Below are 21,107 nucleotides of genomic sequence, written 5' to 3' on the forward strand. Positions count from 1 at the left end.
GCCCTCAATGGTGCGAAGCGCCGGGGCAGGCGGTCTGCCCCGGAGCAGAGGATCAGGCGGCGAGGCCGACGGCCGTCTTCTGGAAGCCGACGAAGCCGGGCAGGCGCTCGATGCGGGCAAGCCAGGCCCGGACGTGGGCATAGCCGGAGAGATCGACATTGCCTTCCGGTGCTGCCGAAACGTAGCTGTAGAGGGCAACATCGGCGATGGTCGGCCGTGCCCCCAGCAGGAACTCGTGCGTCGCCAGTTCGGCATCGATCAGGGCCAGGACGCGATGGGCCCGGGCGATCGCGTCTTCTGCGTGGAGATTGGCGCCGAAAACAGTCACGAGTCTTGCTGCGGCCGGTCCGAAGGCGATATCGCCGGCGGCGACCGACAGCCATTTCTGCACCTTGGCGGCGGACGCCGGGTCTTCCGGCAGCCAGTCGATGCGGCCAAGCTTCTTGGCGACATAGACGAGGATGGCGTTGCTGTCGGAAACGACGGTACCGTCGTCGTCGAGGACCGGAACCTGGCCGAAGGAATTGAGCGCCAGGAATTCCGGCGCCTTGTGGGCGCGAGCCTTGAGATCGACGTCGACCAGTTCGTGCGGCACGCCGAGCAGCGACAGGAAGAGTTGTGCGCGGTGCGAGTGGCCGGACAGCGGATGGCGATAGAGCTTCATGGGAGATTGCCTCGAGAAGTGTGAGAACCGTCGCGGTCTCAGACGGTCCGGGATGAGCCGCCTTCGAGAACAATCTATGACTTTCCATTTTTTGGCAGTAGAGTGTCTATATGATAGCTTGATTCTCATTTTTTGGAAAGAAAGATGGATCGCCTCGACGCAATGGGCATTCTGCTCGCCGTTGTCGAAAACGGCAGCTTGTCTGCCGCCTCACGTCAACTCAAGATGCCGCTTGCCACCATCAGCCGGAAGGTCTCGGAGCTTGAAGCGCATCTGGGCGCCCAGCTCATCACAAGGACGAACCGGAAGATCCTCTTGACGGAAACCGGCCGATCCTACGTGGAAGCCGCCAAGGAAATCCTGTCGCGCGTCGAGGAGGCCGAGAGGGTCGCAGCCGGTGAGTACAGCGCGGTGAAGGGCGACCTTACGGTGGCGGCGCCGATCGTCTTCGGGCGCCTGCATGTGTTGCCCGTCATTGTCGACTTCCTCAAGGTCCATCCCGAGGTCGATATGCGGTTGGCGCTCGGCGACCGGTTTTCCAATCTCGTCGATGATCACATCGACCTGGCGCTTCGCATCGGCCATCTGCCAGACAGCAATCTGGTGGCGACGAAGATCGGCGCGGTTCGCCGGGTCGTCTATGCGAGCCCCGACTACGTCGCCAGGCATGGTGCGCTGACACATCCGCACCAACTTGCCGACCACGATTGCATCACGTTCGAAAATGTCACGGCCGCCCATGTCTGGCGCTTTCTGGAAGACGGGCGCGAGCTGACGGCGCCGATCCGCTCGCGATTGATCGTCAATACGGCGGAGGCGGCGGTCGATGCCGCCATTGCAGGCCTCGGTTTGACGCGCGTGCTTTCCTACCAGGTGGCAAAGCCCGTTGCCGAAGGCTTGCTCGTTCCGTTGCTGGAGACGTTCGAGCATCCCTCCCTTCCGGTGCAACTGGTCTATCTTCCGCAAGGGCTCGTGCCGATGAAGCTGCGCGCCTTCGTTGATTTTGCGGCGCCAAGGCTGCGCGCGGTCCTGCGGTAGGCGAGGATCGCCTCAGTCCAGCTGCGGACGCTCTCCGGTCATCGGTCGAATGTGGCGCGAATAGGTGCGCCCAACGCGGATTTCGCTGCCGTCGGACAGAAGGGCGATCAGGGCGGCGAAGGGGGCCTGTTTGAGCCCCACGATGCAGTCGCGGCGCACGATCGAGCTGCGGTGGAGCCTCAGGAACTCCGCCGGGTCGAGGCGCCGTTCGAGCGAGGTCAGACTCTCGTGATGCAGATAGGACCGGCCCTCGACGTGGATGCGGACATAGTCGCGCTCCGCCTGGAAACGCACGACCCGGTCGAGCGCGATCCGAACGAACTCACCGCGCGACTTGATCCAGAGATCGGCCGTCTGCGTTTCGTGCTTGCGCAGCGCCTGCCGGAGCGCCAGCACGGTTTCGTTGAGTTCCAGCACGCGCTCGGTGCTGGTGCGTGCCGCAATCGCCACGCGCGCCCGCTCGACCGCGGTGCGCAGGCGGATGACTTCGATCGGCTTGGTAACGTAGTCTATGGCTGCGGCTTCGAAGGCGCGAAGGGCATAATGGTCGAAGGCCGTCACGAAGACGACTGCGGGCGCATTGTCGCCCAGTCGCTCCAGAATGTCGAAGCCGGTGCCGCCCGGCATCTGGATATCGAGAAGGATCATATCCGGCAGGAGTTGGGAAATAAGGCCACAGGCCTGCTGCACGTTGCCGGCGACCCCCACCACCTCGACGCCAGGCATCGTTCCAAGCAGGCGCAGGAGGCGGCGTCTGGCGAGCGGCTCGTCGTCGATGACAAGGACGGAAAGAGGGGCGGTCTGGATATCGTTCATGCAAGCCTCAGCGGCATGGTGATGGCGGCTCTGAAGCGCCCGGGTGTGACGAGGCCGGCAACACAGGCGCCAACGCCCGGAAAGCGCGCCTGGACGCGATCGGTCACGTTCTTCAGCCCGATGCCGGTGCCGGATGTATGGCGCCACCCGGCTGTCGTTTCCGCGGCTATGTCGTTTTCGACGGCGATCTCGAGCGTCTGGCCGACCTTGGCGGCGCTGATGACGATCTCAACCTGATCGGCTGAGCGGCCGACCCCGTGTTTTACGGCGTTTTCGATTAGCGGCTGCAGGATCAGGCTTGGCACCAGCGCCTCTTCAAGGCCATTGCCGATATCCATCCTCAGGTTCATTCGGTCGGAATAGCGCTCGCGTTCGATATGCAGGTAGCCGGTTTGCAGCGCCAGTTCGTCGGCAAGCCGCACGTCGTGCAGCGGATCGAGTTCCAGGGTCGTGCGCAGAAAGTTCGACAGCGACATCACCATGCGCGTCGCGGCGACGGTCTGTCCTTCCTCGATCAGGCCGGTGATGGAGTTCAGCGTATTGAACAGAAAGTGCGGATTGACCTGGTAGCGCAGTGCCCGCATCTGCGCGGCCAGAGCCTCTTCGCGAGTGACTGCCAGCCGCCGCTCGCGCTCGCGCAGCTCAAAACTGTAGAGCAATGCGACGAAGAAGAACGACCAGCCGACGAAGGTCGCCATGCTGTAGACGAGCGTGTAGCCGACGCTGGTCCAATCGACCACGATGGGGGCGGGGCGCACGAACAAGACGTAGAGCAGGAAGTCGACGCCGGTGTTGGCGAAGGCGGCGATGAGCGAGGTTGCAAAGCCGACGACGATCTTGATCGCGATGTGTTGATGGCGAACGCGAAACATGGCGGCAGCGATGCCATAGGAAAGGGCCATGCCGCAGGTCATCAGCAGCAATTTTCCGGGCGCCGAGACGATTGGGTCAATCCCGAGGATACCCCAGAGGATGCTGCTGATCAGGAACTCCACGAACCAGTAGAGAAATCCGAGCCAGAGCGTCGTGCGCCGCACGCTGCCGATATAGGCGCTTTCGTCCACTGATGTCGCTTCGTCCTTGGGTTTCATCCCATTTTTATCGTTCAACCGGTCGCCGATGTCGATTGCCGTTCGTCGGTCAAATCAAGCGGTTCGCAGAAAGCGCCGGACTTTCGGCTGGAGCCATCTGCTGTCGGCCGGCAGCGGGTCTCGGCTTCAAGCGAGCCGCAGGGGCATGATGATCGACGCCCGAAAACGATGCGGCGTGACGAGACCGGAAATGAAGGCGCCGACATCAGGGAACCGCGCGTGGATGCGATCGGCGACGTTTTTCAGGCCCGTCCCGGTCCCCAGGGGCCTTCTCGCCGCATGCCCAGTCTCGCCTGCCAGATCGTTTTCGACCGAAAGCTCGAGGATCCCGTCCTGTCTCGCCGCTCTGATCAATATCTCGACTGCGCCAAGCGAGCAGCCGACGCCGTGCTTCACCGCATTCTCGATCAGGGGCTGAAGGATAAGGCTTGGCACGAGTGCGTGCTCGAGACCCGGCGCGATGTCGAGCTTGACGCGCAAGCGGTCGCAGAATCGTTCACCTTCGATGTTCAGGTAGCCGAGCTGCAGGGCCAGTTCGTCGGCAAGGCAGACATCCTGCATGGGGTCCAGTTCGAGCGTGGTGCGCAGAAAAGAAGAGAGGGACAGCACCATGCGGCCGGCCGCGGTCGAAGAGCCTTCCTCGATCAGGCCGGCGATCGAGTTCAAAGTGTTGAACAGGAAGTGCGGATTGACCTGATAGCACAGCGCCCGCATCTGCGCTGCGAGAGCCTCCTCCCTTATGATCGCGAGACGGCGTTCGCGCTCGCGTAACTCGAAATTCGCAAGCAGCGCGATATAGAGAAACGCCCATCCGTGAAACAGCGCCATGCAGTAGATGATGGTGTAGCCGACATTGGTCCAGTTGATCTCGCCCGGGTCGCCGTGCTCGATCAACCCGTGACAGAGGAAGTCGATGCCGGTGTTGGTCGCGGCGGCAGCAAGCGACAGAACGGATCCGAGCAGCAGCTTGAAGAGAATGGACCGTTCCCGATAGCGGAAGAGGGCGGCGGCCATCGCATAGGACATCAGCGTGCCGCTCAGCATCAGGATCAGGGTGATCGGCGCGATTGCTATGGGGTCGTATCCGAGGAATGCCCAGAGCGTGTTGCTGATGACGAACTGCATGAACTGGTAGAGCAGGCCGAGCAGGAGTGTCGCCCGGCGAACGCCTGCGGCGTACTCCGCTTCTTCGGGTGAAACCGTGCCCTTATCTCGCGCCATGCGGGTTTTATCGTTCAAGTCCCGACCGTTGTCGACCGCCGTTCGTCGGCGAAAACGAGCGGTTTGCAGAAAGCCGCAGCCCTTCGGCGCTGCAATTTGCCGTTTGCAGAAAGCCGAATTCTCCCCTTTCGCGAGCTTGCTATAGCCGGCCCATGACACGTGCGCTGCCGGCTTGGCCGGATGCCGCGCGCCGACGAATGCAAGTGAAAAGGGGCAGACATTGAAAAGCTGTGCGAAGGCGGACGTTTTGAGGATCAACCTGTTGAGTTCTACCGCGCTTGGTCGGGCCGGCCTTGTCTCGATGATGCTGGCGGCTGCACCGCTTGCCCCATCGTCGGCCAAGGCGGCCGGATTGCTCGTTCCGAACGACACGACATGGTCCAGCGACCATACGATCAACGGCAATCTCGTGATCCGCGGCGGCGCGGGCGGCGCCACGCTGACGATCAACAATGGCGCCAAGGTCGAAAGCGTGAACGGCTATATCGCCGACAGCCGCGGTTCAATTGGCACGGTCGTTGTCTCGGGACCAGGCTCGTCCTGGGATATCGTTGACGCCAATCCGAACGGCTACCGCGCACTCTTCGTCGGCGGTTTCGAGAACGGCATCTATGGCGGAAAGGGAACGTTGATCGTCGAGAACGGCGGCAAGGTGTCCGCCAAGGAAACCTATGTCGGCTCGCTGCAGGAGGGCGACGGAACGCTTGTGGTGCGGGGTGCCGGCTCCATGCTGAACACCGAGTTTCTGGGCGTCGCCTTCGGCGCACTGACGCTCAACACGGGTGCCGTCAGGATCGAGGATGGCGGCATCGTCAACTCCAAAATGGCCACCCTCGAAAACGGCTCGGTTCTGGTCACCGGCCAGAATTCGCGTTGGGTCAACACGGGCGAGCTGACGATCGGCGACAGTTTCACGGTCGAGAAGGGTGCCGTGGTCACGACCAGCACCGCCATTCTGCGTGAGGATGAGAGCGTCGGCACCATCCAGGCCCAGATCGATGGCGCCGGCAGCGAGCTTAGGGTTGCCGACAAGCTGACGATCGGCGCGGCAGGAAGGGCCAATCTTTCGGTCGCCAATGGCGGCAAGCTTTCGGCGGGCGGCGGCATCGTGCTTTCCGGTATCGGCGGCATCAACAACGAGGGCATGGGCAGCCTGACGATCGGCGGCCAGGTTCACCTGAACAACATTGCCGAACCGGTTGCGCGGCAGGCGCTGGCGGCGGGCACCGTCGATAGCGCAGCGACGATCGATTTCGGACCGCGCAGGGGCTACGTCAATTTCAACCATACCAACACCGGTTACGAGTTCGCCAATGCCATGCACGGCAAAGGCACGATCACCAATTTCTCCGGCGAGACGATCGTCAGCGGCGATCTGAACAAATTCTACGGCAAGGTGAATGTTTCCGGTGGCAAGCTGGTGCTGAAGAGCAACCTCGACACGATCGACAACGACCCGGATAACGGACCCGTGGATTTCAGCGAGACCCGCTTCGAAGTGAGCGGCGGCACGTTGATCGTCGATGGTGAGACGGGACGGGTTGAGGGAGATCGCTTCTATACAAACGCGGTGAATGTGCTCGGCGAGCTGAACCGCATCCGCGATCCGAACTCGACCTCGTTCGGACGCCTGGGTGGCTCCGGTACGGTCGGCGAAACCTTCATCGATAAAAACGCGATCATTTCGCCCGGCAACAATTCGATCGGCACACTGACGATCATGGGTCGGCTGGATATGGCTGGCGGTTCGATCTATGAGGCCGATATCGCCGGTGACGGTCGCTCCGACCGCATTGTCGTCAAGAGCATCGGCACAAACGACAATACGGGCATCGCCAAGATCGGCAGCGGCACCAATGTGCAGGTCACGGCACTTGACGCCAACACCAGCTATCAGACCGGACAGACTTACACGATCCTCACCGCAGACCGCGCCATCGAAGGCAAGTTCGCCGAGGCGATCTCGAAGTCCGCCTTCCTTGAGCTCTCGCTCAATCAGAAGGAGAAACAGGTCGATCTCACGATCAAGGTCAAGAACGGCGGTACGAAGCCGGGTGAGGAACCGAAACCCGGTGAAGAGCCGAAGCCGGGTGAGGAGCCAAAGCCTGGCAAGCCGACGCCGGGCGTCTTCGAAGGCGAAGCGGCTACCGGCAACCAGCGGCAGACGGCGCTTGCACTCAACACGCTTGCCCAGAGCGGCCCTTCGCTCGGGCTCTACAATGCGCTGACGATCCTCGACGGCGCTGCGGCACGCCGGGCCTTCGAACTTCTGTCCGGCGAGGTCCACGCCTCGGCACAGACGGCGCTGATCAACGACAGCAGCCTGCTGCGCAATGCGGCGAACGGCCGTATCCGCGACGCTTTCGACGACGTCGGGGCCGCAAACGTCCCGGTTCTTGCCTACGGCCCCGAGGACAAGCTCACGACCGGTGCCGTCGCCGCCGTCAACGCGGTTCCCGTGGCGCCGCCTGCAATGGTCGGCTGGGGCCAGGTGTTCGGCTCCTGGACCAACACCGACAGCAACGGCAATGCGGCAGGCCTTGACCAGTCGACCGGCGGCTTCGTCACCGGCTTCGATGCCGCGGTTTCGGACAATGCGCTCGTCGGCATCATGGCCGGTTACAGCCGGACCAATTTCGACGTCGACAAGCGCGCCGCCAGTGGCGACAGCGACAACTACCACCTCGGCGTCTATAGCGGCGGCCGTTGGGGCGACGTCGCGTTGCGCTCCGGCCTTGCCTATACCTGGCATTCGATCAACACGTCGCGCACCGTCGCATTCCCCGGCTTTTCGGACCAGCTGAAGGCCGAGTACGACGCCGGCACCTTCCAGGCTTTCGGCGAAGTTGGCTACCGCATCGACCTGCCGAGTGTCGCGCTCGAACCCTTCGCAAACCTCGCCTATGTCAGCCTGCACACCGACGGTTTCACCGAGCGCGGGGCAGCGGCGGCGCTTTCGAGCCAGGGCAGGACGACCGACACGACGTTCACGACGCTCGGTCTTCGCGCCTCGGCCCCCCTCAGCCTCGGCACAACGGAAGCAAAGTTGCGCGGCATGCTCGGCTGGCAGCACGCCTTTGGCGACACCACGCCATTCTCGACGCTCGCCTTCGGTACGGGCAGCGCGTTTTCGGTCGCCGGCACGCCGATCGCCGAGGATGCGGCGATCATCGAAGCCGGTGTCGACTTCGCTTTGACCGGCAATGCGAGCCTCGGCATCACCTACACCGGCCAGTTCGGCTCGGGCACGACGCAGAACGCTGTCGATGCCAAGCTCGACGTGCGGTTCTGATGCGCGAACTGGTCTGGATCTGCACAATGCTGATGGCGACATTTGTCGCCATCACGCCGGTCTACGGAGAAGGGGCTGCCGCTGGGACGTCCACCGCGCCGTCTCAGCTGTCGGAGACCTACGAGGATTGGAGCGTGGCGTGCATTGAACGCGACGGCAGCAAACGGTGTCTTCTGTCGCAGCGCCAGTTCCACAAAAACGGGCAGCATGTGCTGACACTCGAACTTCGGCCGGCCGAGAATGCCGGCCTGGAAGGGAGCCTGGCGCTCCCCTTCGGTCTCCATCTCGACAAAGGCGTCACCCTTGGCGTCGACGAGGCAACCGGCGGCAAGCCTGCGCGGTTCCGCACCTGCCTGCCGTTTGGCTGTGTCGTGCCGCTGGCCTTCACCGCGGCGACGGTCGAGTTGTTGAGGAATGGCCAGGCGCTGAAGATTGGCGCTTTTGCAAGCGACACGGACAAGGAAGTTCAATTCTCCGTCTCCCTCAAAGGCTTTGCCGCGGCGTTTGATCGGGTGCTCGCACTCAACGAAAAATCCTAAAGCCTAGCCGCTTTGAAACCGCGGCCGACCGGGGTCCGGCATCGCGATGCGATCGTCGGCGTCAAGCTGAGCGGGCCATTCACGGCTGGCTTGGCAGCGGCACTCATAGGCGGCGAGCGCGAGATCGCCGCGCTGTTTTTCCCAAAGGTTCCGCAAAATACGCGCCCTGTCGATAGCCCGCTCTTGTTGGTGCTGCGCGCCGTACCTATAGAAAACAGGCTGCCGCAGCGACCGCCGCGGAGACGGCAAGGGGAAGCTGATGGCTGCGCATATTCGTCCCGTACCGCTCGAAAAGGCTTACCGTCTGCTGAACCATGGCCCGACGGTGCTGGTTTCCGCCCGCCATGGCGGCGCTGAGGACGTGATGGCGGCGGCCTGGGCCTGCGCGCTCGACTATGATCCGCCGAAGCTGACGGTCGTGCTCGATAGCGCGACCCGCACCCGTGATCTGGCTCAAGACGCGGGCGTGTTTGTCATCCAGGTGCCGACCGCCGCGCAAGCCGTGCTGACGCATGCCGTGGGCACCAGGAGCCTTCACGACCATCCGCACAAGCTGCGCGATGCCGGTGTCGAACTCTTCGAAATGCCGGAGCACGACCTGCCCTTCGTTGCCGGATGCTCCGCGTGGCTCGCCTGCAGGCTGATGCCGGAACCCTCGATCCAGAACCGCTACGATCTTTTCGTTGGCGAAGTGGTCGCGGCCTGGGCCGACGATCGCGTCTTTCGCGACGGGCGCTGGATGTTCGAAAGCGCCGATCCGTCGCTGCGTAGCCTGCACTACGTGGCAGGCGGTCACTTCTATACGATCGGAGAGGCGATCGACGTGGCGTCCGAATAGTCACATCAATACCGTGGGCGCCGTGTCGCCGAATAATCGAGCGGTTTCGGCAGGTCCCGCTTCCTCCAGGTGAATCACCGGCATCCGTCAGGCGCACCAGGCTGCAAGAGTTCTCTTCGACGTTCTTGCAAACGCACGCTGCTGTCGGTGTTGACAGACTCATACCCGTTTGGCTATACGTCTACATATAGCCAAACGGGTATGAGTTATGTCTGAATTGCAAGACGCGATGTTTCGAGCTCTGGCCGATCCCACGCGCCGTGGGCTCTTCGAGCATCTCTGCCGTGAGGGGGATACGACGGTTGTCGGTCTGTTGGCGGACGCCGGGGTTTCGCAGCCGGTCGTCTCCAAGCACCTCAAGATACTGAAAGCTGCGGGGCTTGTGCACGACCGGCACGAAGGCCGCTACACCTTTTACAGCGCCCGCCGCGAGGCCCTGGCCACCCTGGTCGACTGGACGACCGAAATGGCCGGCTTCTGGCAGGACCGCTTCGATGATCTCGATAATTTGCTCAAGAGGATGGACCAATGACTGCAACAATGGAAACGACACGCTCCGTCGTCGTCGAACGCGATTTCCCCTACCCGCCGGAAAAGATCTGGCGTGCGCTGACCCAGCCTCATCTGATCGCCGAATGGCTGATGAAAAACGACTTCGTGCCCGAAGCCGGGCGTCGGTTCACGCTCTCGGCCGATTGGGGACAGGTCGACTGCGAGGTCCAGACAATCGAACAACACCGCTCTCTCGCCTATCGTTGGGACACCAAGGATCTCTTGAGCGTCGTCACCTGGACCCTCGCCCCGACGAATACCGGCACAAATCTGCGCATGGAGCAGCGGGGCTTCAAGGCGGAACAGAAGGCCTACTACCACGGCGCAACCGTCGGGTGGCCACGCTTCATCGACCAATTGGCCGAGGTCGTCGCGAAGCTCGATTGATCAACGCTCGGCTTGCGGGCAATCACTCCATCTAGAGGTGCCAGAATGATTTCCACCATCCGAACAATCCATCGCTGGACGTCACTGCTTTTCACCCTGGCCGTCGCTGGCATCTTTGCCGGCATGCCGTTGGTGGCGCTTCCCGAATGGGTCTACTATCTGCCGCTGCCGCCACTCGCCGTGCTCCTGCCGACGGGCGTGTATCTCTTCGTTCTGCCCTATCTGAACAGGCAGGACGATCGAGGTCATCCGGTGCCGAGGGGCCACGCCTGACGTCAAGTCGCGACAGGGCTAGTAGTCCGCCACGGTAAAGCGCAGGCCGACGATACCGTGGCGCGCCTATTCGAGAAGGCTGTCGATCAACGCGCGCGTCGCGGCCGAGAGGTGGCGATGCGGCGGATAAATCAGGGAGAAGGATCGCGACCGCCCACCGGCCTCCGGCAGGAGTTCGGTCAGGGTGCCTCGTGCCAGGCGATCACGTGCGACGAAGTCGTAGGTCTGGCAAATCCCGAGGCCGGCCTCCGCAAGCGAGACCGTGCCAAGCACATCATCTTCCAAATGAACTGGACCCTGCGGGATCCAGTCGAGATCCTTCCCGTCGACCCGAAACAGCCAGGGGGCTGGGCGACCGCTGCTCGGCATGATGAAGGGCAGGCACGTGTGGGTCGCAAGGTCCTCGATCGATCGAGGCATGCCGCGTCGCACGATATAGCCGGGGGAGGCAACCAGCCTTAACGGCGCGTCTTCGAGCTTTCTCCCGATCATCCCGCTGTCGGGGAGTTGACCAAGGCGTATGGCCAGGTCGAAACCTTCCGCGACGAGGTCGACATTACGGTTCGTCACCGACAGTTCGACACTGACCGACGGATGCTTCAGCGCAAAACACGTCAGCTTTTCCGGCAGCTGGTAATGGCCGTAGGTCGTCGAAACACTGAGACGAACCCGGCCAGCCAGAACCCCTTCGCCCTGAACGGCGCGCTCCGCCTGGTCGATGGTTTCGAAGGCGGCGCGAACCTGTTCGAGATAGGCGCGTCCGGCCTCCGTGAGGCTGATGCGCCGTGTCGTCCGCCTGAGCAATTGCGTGCCGAGCTTCGTCTCAAGCCTGGTGATTGCCCGGCTGAGCACGGATGGCGTCGTGGCAAGTGCCACGGCTCCGGCCGTCATCGAGCCCTTGTCCATGACAGTGATGAAAGCTTCGACGTCGGCAAGATGATCGAAACGCCGCATTGTTGCCTCTCGGGACCAAATCATTTCCTGCACGGCGCATTTATCGCCGCAGATTGAGGCAATAGATAAGCAGCACCCATCGACGGCCGCAATATCGAGCCCTTCAACAGGAGAAAATGATGTCGAATACAACGACCCGGAAACCGGTGCTTTTCGTCCTCACCAGCCACGGCACCAAGGGAGATGGCGGTCAACCGACCGGCTTCTATCTCGGAGAGGTCACCCATCCCCTGGCGGTACTCGAAGCTGCCGGCATTGCCGTGGAGTTTGCCTCGACCAAGGGCGGCGAACCGCCGGTCGACGGCCTTGATCTGACGGATGCGACCAACGCGCGCTATTGGAGCGACGCGGCGTTTCGCGCCGCAATCGGTTCGACGGCCAAGCTAGACGACGTCGATCCCGCGCGTTACGCGGCCGTCTTCTTTGCCGGAGGCCACGGTGCCATGTGGGACATGCCGCAAAGTGCCGAGGTCGACCGCGTGACCCGCTCGGTCTTCGAGGCCGGCGGTGCGGTCGCCGCCGTCTGCCACGGACCGGCTGCGCTGGTGAACGTTAAGCTCTCGGATGGCCGCTATCTCGTGTCCGGGCGCAATGTCAGCGCGTTCACCGATTCGGAAGAACGTGCCGTCGGTCTCGATGAGACGGTGCCGTTCCTGCTGGCGAGCACGCTGGTCGAGCGCGGCGCAACCCATCACCCCGCCCCCGACTGGACGGCAAAGGTGGTCGTCGACGGTCGCTTGATCACCGGGCAGAACCCGCAGTCTGCAGCCCGAGTCGGCGAAGCTCTGCGCGACGTGCTCGCCGCCTAAAGTCGCAACGCGCGGCGCAATCCGTCGCCACTTGGCGACGGATGCATTGAGGGTGGCCGACGAGAGGCTTGCCTTGCAGCCATGCGCTCCGCCGACAACGGGCGCACGGCATGTGGCGAAATGGTCAGCCGCGTCGCGCTGCCTCGATGGCGGCGACATCGATCTTGCCCATGTCCATCATCGCATCGAAGGCGCGTTTTGCCTCGGCGCCGCCAGCCGCCATCGCCTCGGTCAATACGCGCGGTGTGATCTGCCAGGAAATGCCCCATTTGTCCTTACACCAGCCGCAGGCGCTCTCCTGTCCACCGTTCCCGACGATGGCGTTCCAGTAGCGGTCGGTCTCTTCCTGGTCGTCGGTGGCGATCTGGAACGAGAAGGCCTCGCTGTGCTTGAACATCGGACCGCCGTTGAGGCCGAGGCAAGGAATGCCGGCAACGGTGAACTCGACGGTCAGCACGTCGCCTTCCTTGCCGGACGGATAATCGCTCGGTGCGCGGTGCACGGCACTGACCTTGCTGTCGGGAAAGACCTCGGCATAGAAGCGAGCGGCGGCTTCGGCATCCTTGTCGTACCAGACGCAAATCGTGTTCTTTGCCATTGCGTGTTCCTTTCGCTTGGCGTTGTTCGGTCCTGTTTTCTTAACCTGACCTGCGAGATAGGTCGGCGATCCCGTTTCTCCACCCCCAATTGCCTCCCCCGCATTTGAGATGCCGCGCCGTTGTTTGCCAGGGCTTCGGGATTTTTCCGATCATAACCCGTGTGTGTCTGTTGGAAATGCAACCGATGACACCTAACTGTGCGGCTTCGATACCCGCGCCCGAGGGACCTTGGTGCGCAAATCAGAGGACACAAATGAAGCAACTGGATGGAACTGTCGCCGTGGTCACCGGCGCGGGCCGCGGCCTCGGCGCGGCGTTGGCCTATGTCTTGGCGGAGGCCGGATGCGACCTTATCCTGTGCGGGCGCAGTGCCAATGCGCTGGGCGGCGTTGCGGAAACGATCACCGGCACGTTTGGACGGCAGGTTCAGACTGTCGCGCTTGATCTGGCGGACGCCGGCGGCATTGCGGCAGCGACCGACAGCATCAAAGCCGCAAACACCCATGTCGACATCCTCGTCAACAACGGCGCGATGTGGCTTGAGGACAGCAACGAAGATCATTCGGCCGCTGAGGTGCTCGGCGTCGTCAACGCTGCGATCACCGGCACCTTCCTGTTCACCCAAGGGCTGATGCCTTTGCTTGAGCGTTCACCTCGTCCCGATATCGTCACCATCGGCTCGATCAGCGGCCTGCCCAACGCAGCGCTTCAGACCGCATCCGTACCGTTCTATGCGGCCAAGAGAGCGCAAGCGGCATTGGCGGACGGGCTTCGCCAGAAGCTTGCGGGAACGCCGGTGCGATCGATCGTCGTGCATCCGCCTTACCTCGAAGACGTTTCGCCGCTTGAGGCTGCGTGGGGAGCGACAAGCGAACGCCGGAAGGGTGAGACTGCGACGAACCGAGACATTGCCGAGGCGGTGCTGTTTTCGCTGACACGTCCACGCCACGTGACCCTGTCGATTACGGTCGATGCCGACGAGGGCGGCCTCTACCCGGCGGAGAGCGTTCGTCCCGGTCCCTAGCGCATGCGATTTGCCTTGCCGGGAGGAAGGGGACTTATCGTCCACCCGCGTAGACGATAAGTCCATTCGTGACAGACTACAGGGCCAAAGTCCACGCGGATATATCCATGGCATCAACCATGGAGAAACGACATGCACGACACCCCGATCTTCACCTCAGGCTTTCCGCTCGGCAGTTCGGCCGGCCTGGTCACCGCCTTCGAATGGCTCGGCCAGCCCTATCGCCTGACCCGTGTCGACATGCTCGGCGACATGCGCACCGACGCCTATGAGCGCTTCAACGGCCGGGTGGAAACGCCCGTTCTGGTGACCGAAGAAGGCCGCGTGCTGACCGAAACGATGGCGATCGCCCTTTGGCTGGAGGCGCGCGATCACGAGCGCCGCATCAGTTTTGCCCCCGGCACGTTCGAGGCGGACCGCATGCACCAGTTTATCGCCTTCCTCAACACCGGCTTCACCGGCGCCTTCTTCTCGATGTGGGTTGCGCTGGAGTCCGAGGACGCCACCGAGGAATATCGAGAGACGCTGCGCGCCTTCGGTCGTGAGTTTGTCGCCAAGCGCCACGGCCAACTCGAGGCGATGATGGGCGACAGCGATTATCTCATCGGTGATCGTCCGACGCTTGCCGATGCCGTTTTTGCCGGCGTCGCCCGCTGGGTCGATTTCCACGAGGCGATCGATCCCAAGGACTACGCGCGCGACTATCCGCGCATCCACGCCTTGCGCAAGCGTATCGAAGCCGACCCGGCATTCCGATTTGCGCTTGCGATCGAGGACGGCGAACCGGCCGAGGGCAATGGCGCGATGAAGGGCCTCGTCCCGCTCAAGGACGTCCTGCGGATGGCGGGCGCGCTCGACGCGTAAATGAAATGAGGAGGCGCACCGGCGAGCGGTGCGCCTCCGTAAAACGTTACGGCGGCCAAGCTGCCGGAAAGATTACACTTCGAATACGTCTTCGAACGATTCCGGGAAGCTCTGGCGGGCAACCTTCTCGTTGATGATGAGCATTGCCTCATAGGACATGGGATCGAAATCCTTGTCGACCGGCAACACCTCGCGTCCGAACAGGAGGTTCAGCCGGGCGGCATCGAGATTGCCGCGCTCGAATGGTTCCGCGCCGAAGTGATGCCAGAGGGCGTGGAGGAAGGCTGCGTCGATGCGGTGCGCCCCAGAGCCGGGCCGGGCATGGCGAGGCAATGCCTTGATCGGCGTCGCTCCCTTGGGATTGGCCCGACGTATGACGAACTGGATGCCCGTGCCCGGCATGGCATAGGGAAAACCCCGGTGTTTCGTCATATCAGCCAGCTTTGCCATTCTATTCTCCTTACGCGGTCTGCTTCTCGACGATCTTGTCCTGCGTCTTCGTCTCGAAGTCGGAGGCGTCGTGACGCTCATGCAATTGCTCGGCCGGATCGCCGCTCAAGCGATTGACCATACGGCCGCGCTTGACGGCCGGCCGCGCGGCGATCTCTGCCGTCCAGCGCTGGACGTGCTCGTAGCTCTGTACCTCAAGGAAGGTGCCGGCGTCACCATAGGCCTGGCCGAGCGACAGATTGCCATACCACGGCCAGGTGGCCATGTCGGCGATCGTGTATTCGCTGCCGGCGAGGTAGCGGTTGTTGGCGAGATGGCGGTCGAGGACGTCGAGCTGGCGCTTCACTTCCATGGCGTAGCGGTCGATCGCGTATTTGATCTTCATCGGGGCATAGGCATAGAAATGGCCGAAGCCGCCGCCGAGGAACGGGGCGGAGCCCATCTGCCAGAACAGCCAGTTGAAGGTCTCGGTTCGGGCACGAAGCTCGTTCGGCAGGAAGGCGCCGAATTTTTCAGCGAGATAGAGCAGGATCGACGCCGATTCGAAGACACGAACCGGCGCGCCACCGCCCTTGGGTGCGTGGTCCGCCAGTGCCGGGATCTTGGAATTCGGATTGACGTCGACAAAGCCGGAACCGAACTGGTCGCCGTCCCCGATGCGGATCGGCCAGGCATCATATTCGGCGTTCTTGTGGCCGGCGGCCAGAAGCTCCTCCAACATGATCGTGACCTTCACGCCGTTCGGCGTTGCCAGCGAATAGAGCTGCAGCGGATGCTTGCCGACCGGCAGATCCTTGTCCTTCGTCGGCCCGGCGATCGGGCGATTGATGCTGGCAAACGCGCCGCCGTTGCTCGTGTCCCAGGTCCAGACCTTCGGAACTTCGTAGCCGGCAGGAAAATTGTCAGCGGAGGATTTTTCGGTCATCAAATCTGTCCTTGTCTTGGCGCAAACGTCGAACGCTCGGGTTTGCTTTATATAGGAAGTTCATCAAGCCACCACATCGGCTGAGCGGCGAGGACGACCATTCTCAATGGCGGGGTGCAGGAGGATTTTTTTATCGAAGACGGATGAGACCTGCGTCCGTCGCGACGAAGCCACAGCTGCCGACGTAAAAATCGCGAAGATGCGGCTCGAAGTCGACATGCAGCCACTCGCAGCCCGAAGCCTTAGCATGAACCACCGCTGTAGCGACGAGCCGCGAGGCGTGACCGCGGCGCTGCAGGGACGGGGTGACCATCGTGTCGAGCAGGAAGGCGTGAACGCCGCCATCCCAAGCGACGTTGACGAAGCCGGTAAGCGCGCCTGAGCTGCGCATCGAGACCCATCCGAGGCTGAAACGGTTGACCCGCGCCCACCAGTCGGCATCATTCGGCGCGTGCTCGAAGCACTCGGCGTGAAGAGCGTTCAGTTCCCGGTTCTCGAACGCTCCTCTCCACTCAAGGACGGGAGAGGAGAGACTGCTTTCCGTCGTCATCATGCAGTCCTTCTCTCGTCCGACTTCAAAAACGGCAGGACACGACCTTGTCCCTGTCGATGACGGTGTTCTTCAACACGAGGCTCCAGCCCGGATCGAGCTTGAGATCCGGATGAAGCAGCAGGCGGGCCAGGCTCGCGCAGCCCTTCCGATTGTCCTCGTAATTGCTTTGCATCGCGAGAAGAATGATCTTCTTGGCAGCCAGAACCTTGCAAGAGATGCGGTCCTTGTCGACATAAGTCGCCCGAGTGCAGACCGTCTTTCCAGTTTTAATGCTTGTCGCAAGGTCGGCGAGCGCCGGAGTGCCGGCGGTAAGCGACATGGCGGCCGCGACGCACAACAGTCTGGATATCATTGGGTCTCCCGGTTGGTTGGCTGGCACAAGCGACGCGCCGCGGCCGACTTTCGGCCAGGCGCATCATTGCGCGGGCAGGGCACCTGCATAGGCCCTGGATACTAAAAAAAATTCGTAACGCCGCTCTTGATCTTGCAAATCCGAACGCCTATTTGCCGCTCAACCCGCTGGTCCGGGCCCCTCTGGCGAGAGCTTCGGCACTCTTGCGATGTCGGACCTTATTCCGACAACATGTGCCGATTGGGGACCCGTCTGTGGACTTTTCCTTCATGTCTGTAGTGTGGCTGGGAACGCCACTCTGGATGTGGGCGAGCTTTTTCGCCCTCGTCATCGCTATCCTTTCGTTCGACCTTGGCATTCTCCATAAGGAGAACAAGGAGATCGGCGTTGCCGAAAGCGTCAAGCTTTCGGCCTTCTATATCGCCCTGGGCCTTACCTTCGGCGGCTGGGTATGGTGGTACCTCGGTTCGGAATCCGGTCTTGCCTACATGACCGGCTTCGTCGTCGAAAAGACCCTGGCGCTCGACAACGTCTTCGTCATCGCGCTGATCTTCTCCTTCTTCGCCGTCCCGCGCCTCTATCAGCACCGCGTCCTGTTCTGGGGTATCCTCGGCGTCATCGTGCTGCGCGCGATCATGATCGGCGTCGGCGCGACGCTCGTCGCCGAGTTCGCCTGGATTCTCTACATCTTCGCGGCCTTCCTCGTCTTCACCGGCATCAAGATGCTTGTCATGAAAGAGGCCGAGCCTGACGTGTCCGACAATGCGCTGGTCCGCTTCATGCGCCGCCGCTTCAACGTCACCGAAGAACATCATGGCGAGCGCTTCTTCGTGAAGCAGGTAAACCCCAAGACGGGCCGGATGACCTGGTTCATCACGCCGCTCTTCATGGCGCTGGTCATGGTCGAGGTGGCAGACGTGATCTTCGCCGTCGACTCGGTACCGGCAATCTTCGCGATCACCACCGACCCGTTCATCGTCTACACGTCGAACATCTTCGCTATCCTCGGCCTGCGCGCTCTCTACTTTGCGCTTGCTGCGATGATCCACCGCTTCCGCTACCTGAAGCCGGCCCTTGCCGTCGTCCTGATCTTCATCGGCTCGAAGATCTTCGTCGCCGACCTCCTGGGCCTTGAGAAGTTCCCCGCTGCCCTTTCGCTCGGTGTAACCTTCGCGATCATCGCGACTGGCGTGGTCTGGAGCCTGGTGAAGACGCGCGAGGAGCAGCAGCCCGCGTAACACCCTTCCCGAAGGACTGAGATCAAAAAAACGCGGCGGCCTTTGAACAGGGCCGCCGCGTTCGTTCTTTTCGTCTGCGGCTTCCTCACGACAGAACTTGAGGCCAGATGTTTGCGAGGCGAAACACTGGACCCCGCGCCATCCGAGACGACCGCTTGTTGGCTATCCAATGATCGCTTTCGGCTCGAGGAAGGCTTCGAGGCCGAAGGGCCCGAACTCGCGTCCGATCCCGGAATGCTTGAAGCCGCCGAAGGGTGCCTGGGCATCGGCCGGCGCTTCGTTGATCACCACCCGCCCGGCCTCCAACTGGCGCGCGATGCTGCGCATGTGCTCGACGTCGGTGCCGAGAACATAGGACTGCAGTCCGTAGTCGGTCGTGTTGGCGATCGCGATGGCTTCGTCCTCGGTATCATAGGGCAGCACACTGAGCACCGGACCGAAGATTTCCTCGCGTGCTATCCGCATGTCGTTTGTGACGTTGGTGAAAACCGTCGGGCGGACGAACCAGCCCCGGTTCAGCCCCCCAGGCCGGCCTTCGCCGCCAACAAGAAGGGTCGCGCCCTCCTGGCTCCCGAGGCGGATATAGGACTGCACCCGTTCCCACTGCCTGGCGCTCACCATCGGACCGATGTCGGAGGTGGGATCGGCGGAAGGACCGACCTTGAGTGCTGCGACAGCCTCCGCGAGACGCGCGTTGACTTCCGCGTATCGCCGTTTGGGGACCAGCAGCCGGGTTCCGGCGATGCATGCCTGCCCGCTGTTGCGAAAGGCCGAGGCGAGAATGTGCGGGATGGCACGATCAAGGTCAGCGTCATCAAGAAGGATCTGCGGTCCCTTGCCGCCGAGCTCCAGCGTCACGCGTTTGAAGGTTTCGGCCGCCGAACGCAGGATCGTTCGTCCCGTGGTGGTCGAGCCGGTGAACGTGATCTTCGCGATATCCGGATTTTGGCTGAGTTCCGCGCCGACGACATGGCCATAGCCGTTGACGACGTTGAGGACGCCGCGCGGCAGCCCGGCTTGATGGAGCGCTTCCAGCAAAGTCTGGGTCTGGATCGCGCTCATCTCCGAGGGTTTGATCACGATGGTGGTGCCGGCCGCAATCGCTGTGGCGAGTTTGGTGCAGATGAAACCGATATTGCTGTTCCAGGGCGTGATGGCCGCGGCAACGCCGACCGGCTCCATCACCACTTCGGCGGTGCCGACCTGGCGGGTAAAGGCATAGTCGGCGACGGTCTTTGCCGCCACCTCGAATACCCTGGAGGCATGCGGTACGGAGAAGGCGAGGAAAGATTGCGGCGCGCCGTATTCGGTGGCCATGGCCTCGCGAAGGGCCTCTGCCCGGGCGCTAACCGCATCGCGCAGCGCATGCAGCATGGCCACGCGTTCGGCAGGTGACGTCCGCCGCATGGCCGGGAAGGCAAGTTTGGCAGCCGCGACGGCCATGCGCGCGTCGTCCGCATCGCCAAGGCGGACTTCACCGATCCTTACCTCGGTGGCGGGATTGAAAAGCTCGAAGCGTTCGTTGCCGTGCGGCGCAACGAAGGCGCCATCGACATACATATGCTCAATGATCTTCATCGTGCGGGTTCCTGTTGCGATGATCAGGGATATGCATGCAAAGCATCGTCAGGATAAGATCATCAATCACAGACGCCGTGATGAGGAAAATCGCGCAATGAGGGCCAGCCTCTCCGAACTCGAAGCTGTAACGGCGATCGCTCGGCTCGGCGGCTTTCGCGCCGCCGCACGGGAGCTCGGCGTTTCGTCGTCGTCGCTGAGCCATGCCGTTCTGTCCCTGGAGGAACGCCTCGGCGTGCGCCTGTTCAACCGCACAACACGATCGGTAGCGCTGACGGATGCGGGCGAGGCCTTCGTCTCACAGATCCTGCCGGCGCTCGCGGCGATCGACAGCGCTGTCGAACGGGTGACGGAATACCAGGCGCGACCGTCCGGCACGCTCAGGCTCAATACATCGCCGGGCGCAGCCAGGATGGTGCTCCGGCCCTTGCTTGTCGAGTACCTGAAGCGCTATCCGGAGATGACGCTGGAGGTTGCGACCGACAATGCGCTGGTCGATATCGTCGCGCTCGGCTTCGACGCCGGCTTCCGGCTAGCCGAGGCGGTGCCGCCGGACATGATCGCGGTTCCGGTGTTTAACCAGTCGCGCATGGTCGTGGTGGGGTCGCCGGACTATTTCCGGCAACGAGCTGCACCACAGCGGCCGGGCGACCTCCTGCAGCACGCCTGCATTCGCGCCCGCATGGCAAGCGGCAGGATCTACCACTGGGAATTCAGCCGCCGCGGAGAGAGCCTGGCGATCGACGTGCCGGGGTCGCTCATCCTTGACGACAGCGAGCTGATGCTCGAAGCGGCGCTGTGCGGCGCGGGACTGGCCTATCTTTCCGAACATGCGGTGCTGGAGCACGTCGCTGCCGGGCGGCTGTTGCAAGTGCTCGACGACTGGACGCCGCCCTATGACGGACTGTGCCTCTATTTTTCCGGCCGCCGTCATGTCCCGGCAAAGCTCCGTGCGTTGATCAACCTGGCGCGGGAGATGCGTTCTGAACGCGCCCGCGTGGAGACCGGACCCACGCCGTCCGCTGGCTAGCAGGCGCCTAGAAAAAATAA

At 62.5% G+C, this 21,107-nt stretch carries 23 protein-coding genes; 12 read left to right on the forward strand and 11 right to left on the reverse strand.

The features are described 5' to 3' along the window. Positions 1-52: 52 nt before the first annotated feature. A complete protein-coding gene (locus VGO04_RS22010) occupies positions 53-664 on the reverse strand; it encodes a glutathione S-transferase (RefSeq protein WP_327498079.1) in 612 nt (203 codons plus the stop codon). 144 nt (positions 665-808) lie between these two features. Between VGO04_RS22010 and VGO04_RS22015 the strand changes: the two genes are divergently transcribed. After that, positions 809-1,702 (forward strand): LysR family transcriptional regulator, encoded by an 894-nt coding sequence (locus VGO04_RS22015; protein ID WP_327498080.1) that lies wholly within the window; start codon positions 809-811, stop codon positions 1,700-1,702. 12 nt (positions 1,703-1,714) lie between these two features. Here VGO04_RS22015 and VGO04_RS22020 read toward each other — a convergent pair whose 3' ends face one another. From VGO04_RS22020 to VGO04_RS22030, 3 genes are all read right to left on the reverse strand, one after another. Then, the gene (locus VGO04_RS22020; RefSeq protein ID WP_327498081.1) at positions 1,715-2,518 is read right to left on the reverse strand and encodes a LytTR family DNA-binding domain-containing protein; all 804 of its coding nucleotides are present in this window, start codon (positions 2,516-2,518) and stop codon (positions 1,715-1,717) included. Then, entirely contained in the window at positions 2,515-3,609 is a 1,095-nt protein-coding gene (locus tag VGO04_RS22025) for a sensor histidine kinase (protein ID WP_327498082.1), read from the reverse strand. Before VGO04_RS22025 ends, VGO04_RS22020 begins: the two co-directional genes overlap by 4 nt. 126 nt (positions 3,610-3,735) lie before the next feature. Continuing rightward, positions 3,736-4,830, reverse strand: coding sequence for a sensor histidine kinase (locus tag VGO04_RS22030; RefSeq protein ID WP_327498083.1), 1,095 nt, complete (start codon positions 4,828-4,830; stop codon positions 3,736-3,738). A 262-nt stretch (positions 4,831-5,092) separates the two neighbouring features. Between VGO04_RS22030 and VGO04_RS22035 the strand changes: the two genes are divergently transcribed. From VGO04_RS22035 to VGO04_RS22060, 6 genes are all read left to right on the forward strand, one after another. Next, positions 5,093-8,122: an autotransporter domain-containing protein gene (locus VGO04_RS22035; RefSeq protein WP_327498084.1), complete on the forward strand. Its 3,030-nt coding sequence runs from the start codon at positions 5,093-5,095 to the stop codon at positions 8,120-8,122. Then, positions 8,122-8,661: an invasion associated locus B family protein gene (locus tag VGO04_RS22040; protein ID WP_327498085.1), complete on the forward strand. Its 540-nt coding sequence runs from the start codon at positions 8,122-8,124 to the stop codon at positions 8,659-8,661. Before VGO04_RS22035 ends, VGO04_RS22040 begins: the two co-directional genes overlap by 1 nt. Positions 8,662-8,920: 259 nt before the next feature. Beyond that, positions 8,921-9,499: a flavin reductase family protein gene (locus VGO04_RS22045; protein WP_327498086.1), complete on the forward strand. Its 579-nt coding sequence runs from the start codon at positions 8,921-8,923 to the stop codon at positions 9,497-9,499. Between the two features lie 208 nt (positions 9,500-9,707). Further along, positions 9,708-10,031: a metalloregulator ArsR/SmtB family transcription factor gene (locus VGO04_RS22050; protein ID WP_327498087.1), complete on the forward strand. Its 324-nt coding sequence runs from the start codon at positions 9,708-9,710 to the stop codon at positions 10,029-10,031. Further along, positions 10,028-10,438, forward strand: coding sequence for an SRPBCC domain-containing protein (locus VGO04_RS22055; protein ID WP_327498088.1), 411 nt, complete (start codon positions 10,028-10,030; stop codon positions 10,436-10,438). Before VGO04_RS22050 ends, VGO04_RS22055 begins: the two co-directional genes overlap by 4 nt. 45 nt (positions 10,439-10,483) lie before the next feature. Further along, positions 10,484-10,711: a hypothetical protein gene (locus tag VGO04_RS22060; RefSeq protein WP_327498089.1), complete on the forward strand. Its 228-nt coding sequence runs from the start codon at positions 10,484-10,486 to the stop codon at positions 10,709-10,711. Positions 10,712-10,777: 66 nt separating this feature from the next. Here the strand turns inward: VGO04_RS22060 and VGO04_RS22065 are convergent, their stop codons facing one another. Continuing rightward, positions 10,778-11,665: a LysR family transcriptional regulator gene (locus VGO04_RS22065; protein ID WP_327498090.1), complete on the reverse strand. Its 888-nt coding sequence runs from the start codon at positions 11,663-11,665 to the stop codon at positions 10,778-10,780. 116 nt (positions 11,666-11,781) lie between these two features. Between VGO04_RS22065 and VGO04_RS22070 the strand changes: the two genes are divergently transcribed. After that, a complete protein-coding gene (locus tag VGO04_RS22070; RefSeq protein WP_414650583.1) occupies positions 11,782-12,474 on the forward strand; it encodes a type 1 glutamine amidotransferase domain-containing protein in 693 nt (230 codons plus the stop codon). Between the two features lie 124 nt (positions 12,475-12,598). On the opposite strand, the gene VGO04_RS22075 is transcribed toward VGO04_RS22070, so the two are convergent. Next, positions 12,599-13,072: a VOC family protein gene (locus VGO04_RS22075; RefSeq protein ID WP_327498092.1), complete on the reverse strand. Its 474-nt coding sequence runs from the start codon at positions 13,070-13,072 to the stop codon at positions 12,599-12,601. 254 nt (positions 13,073-13,326) lie between these two features. Here VGO04_RS22075 and VGO04_RS22080 point away from each other — a divergent pair, with 254 nt between their 5' ends. Beyond that, positions 13,327-14,097, forward strand: a complete 771-nt coding sequence (locus tag VGO04_RS22080; protein WP_327498093.1) for an SDR family oxidoreductase — start codon at positions 13,327-13,329, stop codon at positions 14,095-14,097. A gap of 132 nt (positions 14,098-14,229) precedes the next feature. After that, positions 14,230-14,961 carry a glutathione S-transferase family protein gene (locus VGO04_RS22085; RefSeq protein WP_327498094.1) on the forward strand — a complete coding sequence of 244 codons (732 nt, stop codon included), beginning with the start codon at positions 14,230-14,232 and terminating at the stop codon, positions 14,959-14,961. Between the two features lie 72 nt (positions 14,962-15,033). Here VGO04_RS22085 and VGO04_RS22090 read toward each other — a convergent pair whose 3' ends face one another. From VGO04_RS22090 to VGO04_RS22105, 4 genes are all read right to left on the reverse strand, one after another. After that, a complete protein-coding gene (locus VGO04_RS22090; protein WP_327498095.1) occupies positions 15,034-15,411 on the reverse strand; it encodes a hypothetical protein in 378 nt (125 codons plus the stop codon). Positions 15,412-15,421: 10 nt separating this feature from the next. Next, complete coding sequence (yghU, locus tag VGO04_RS22095; protein WP_327498096.1) at positions 15,422-16,336, reverse strand: glutathione-dependent disulfide-bond oxidoreductase; 915 nt, start codon at positions 16,334-16,336, stop codon at positions 15,422-15,424. Between the two features lie 130 nt (positions 16,337-16,466). Further along, entirely contained in the window at positions 16,467-16,889 is a 423-nt protein-coding gene (locus VGO04_RS22100; RefSeq protein WP_327498097.1) for a GNAT family N-acetyltransferase, read from the reverse strand. A 22-nt stretch (positions 16,890-16,911) separates the two neighbouring features. Then, positions 16,912-17,241: a hypothetical protein gene (locus VGO04_RS22105; protein ID WP_327498098.1), complete on the reverse strand. Its 330-nt coding sequence runs from the start codon at positions 17,239-17,241 to the stop codon at positions 16,912-16,914. A 269-nt stretch (positions 17,242-17,510) separates the two neighbouring features. Here VGO04_RS22105 and VGO04_RS22110 point away from each other — a divergent pair, with 269 nt between their 5' ends. Beyond that, positions 17,511-18,479: a TerC family protein gene (locus tag VGO04_RS22110; protein ID WP_414650584.1), complete on the forward strand. Its 969-nt coding sequence runs from the start codon at positions 17,511-17,513 to the stop codon at positions 18,477-18,479. Between the two features lie 162 nt (positions 18,480-18,641). On the opposite strand, the gene VGO04_RS22115 is transcribed toward VGO04_RS22110, so the two are convergent. Next, positions 18,642-20,057 carry an aldehyde dehydrogenase family protein gene (locus tag VGO04_RS22115; protein ID WP_327498100.1) on the reverse strand — a complete coding sequence of 472 codons (1,416 nt, stop codon included), beginning with the start codon at positions 20,055-20,057 and terminating at the stop codon, positions 18,642-18,644. Positions 20,058-20,154: 97 nt separating this feature from the next. On the opposite strand from VGO04_RS22115, the gene VGO04_RS22120 reads away from it, so the two are divergent. Further along, positions 20,155-21,087, forward strand: coding sequence for a LysR family transcriptional regulator (locus VGO04_RS22120; RefSeq protein ID WP_327498101.1), 933 nt, complete (start codon positions 20,155-20,157; stop codon positions 21,085-21,087). Positions 21,088-21,107 lie beyond the last annotated feature (20 nt).

This window comes from Ensifer sp., assembly GCF_035999185.1.
Taxonomy (GTDB): domain Bacteria; phylum Pseudomonadota; class Alphaproteobacteria; order Rhizobiales; family Rhizobiaceae; genus Ensifer.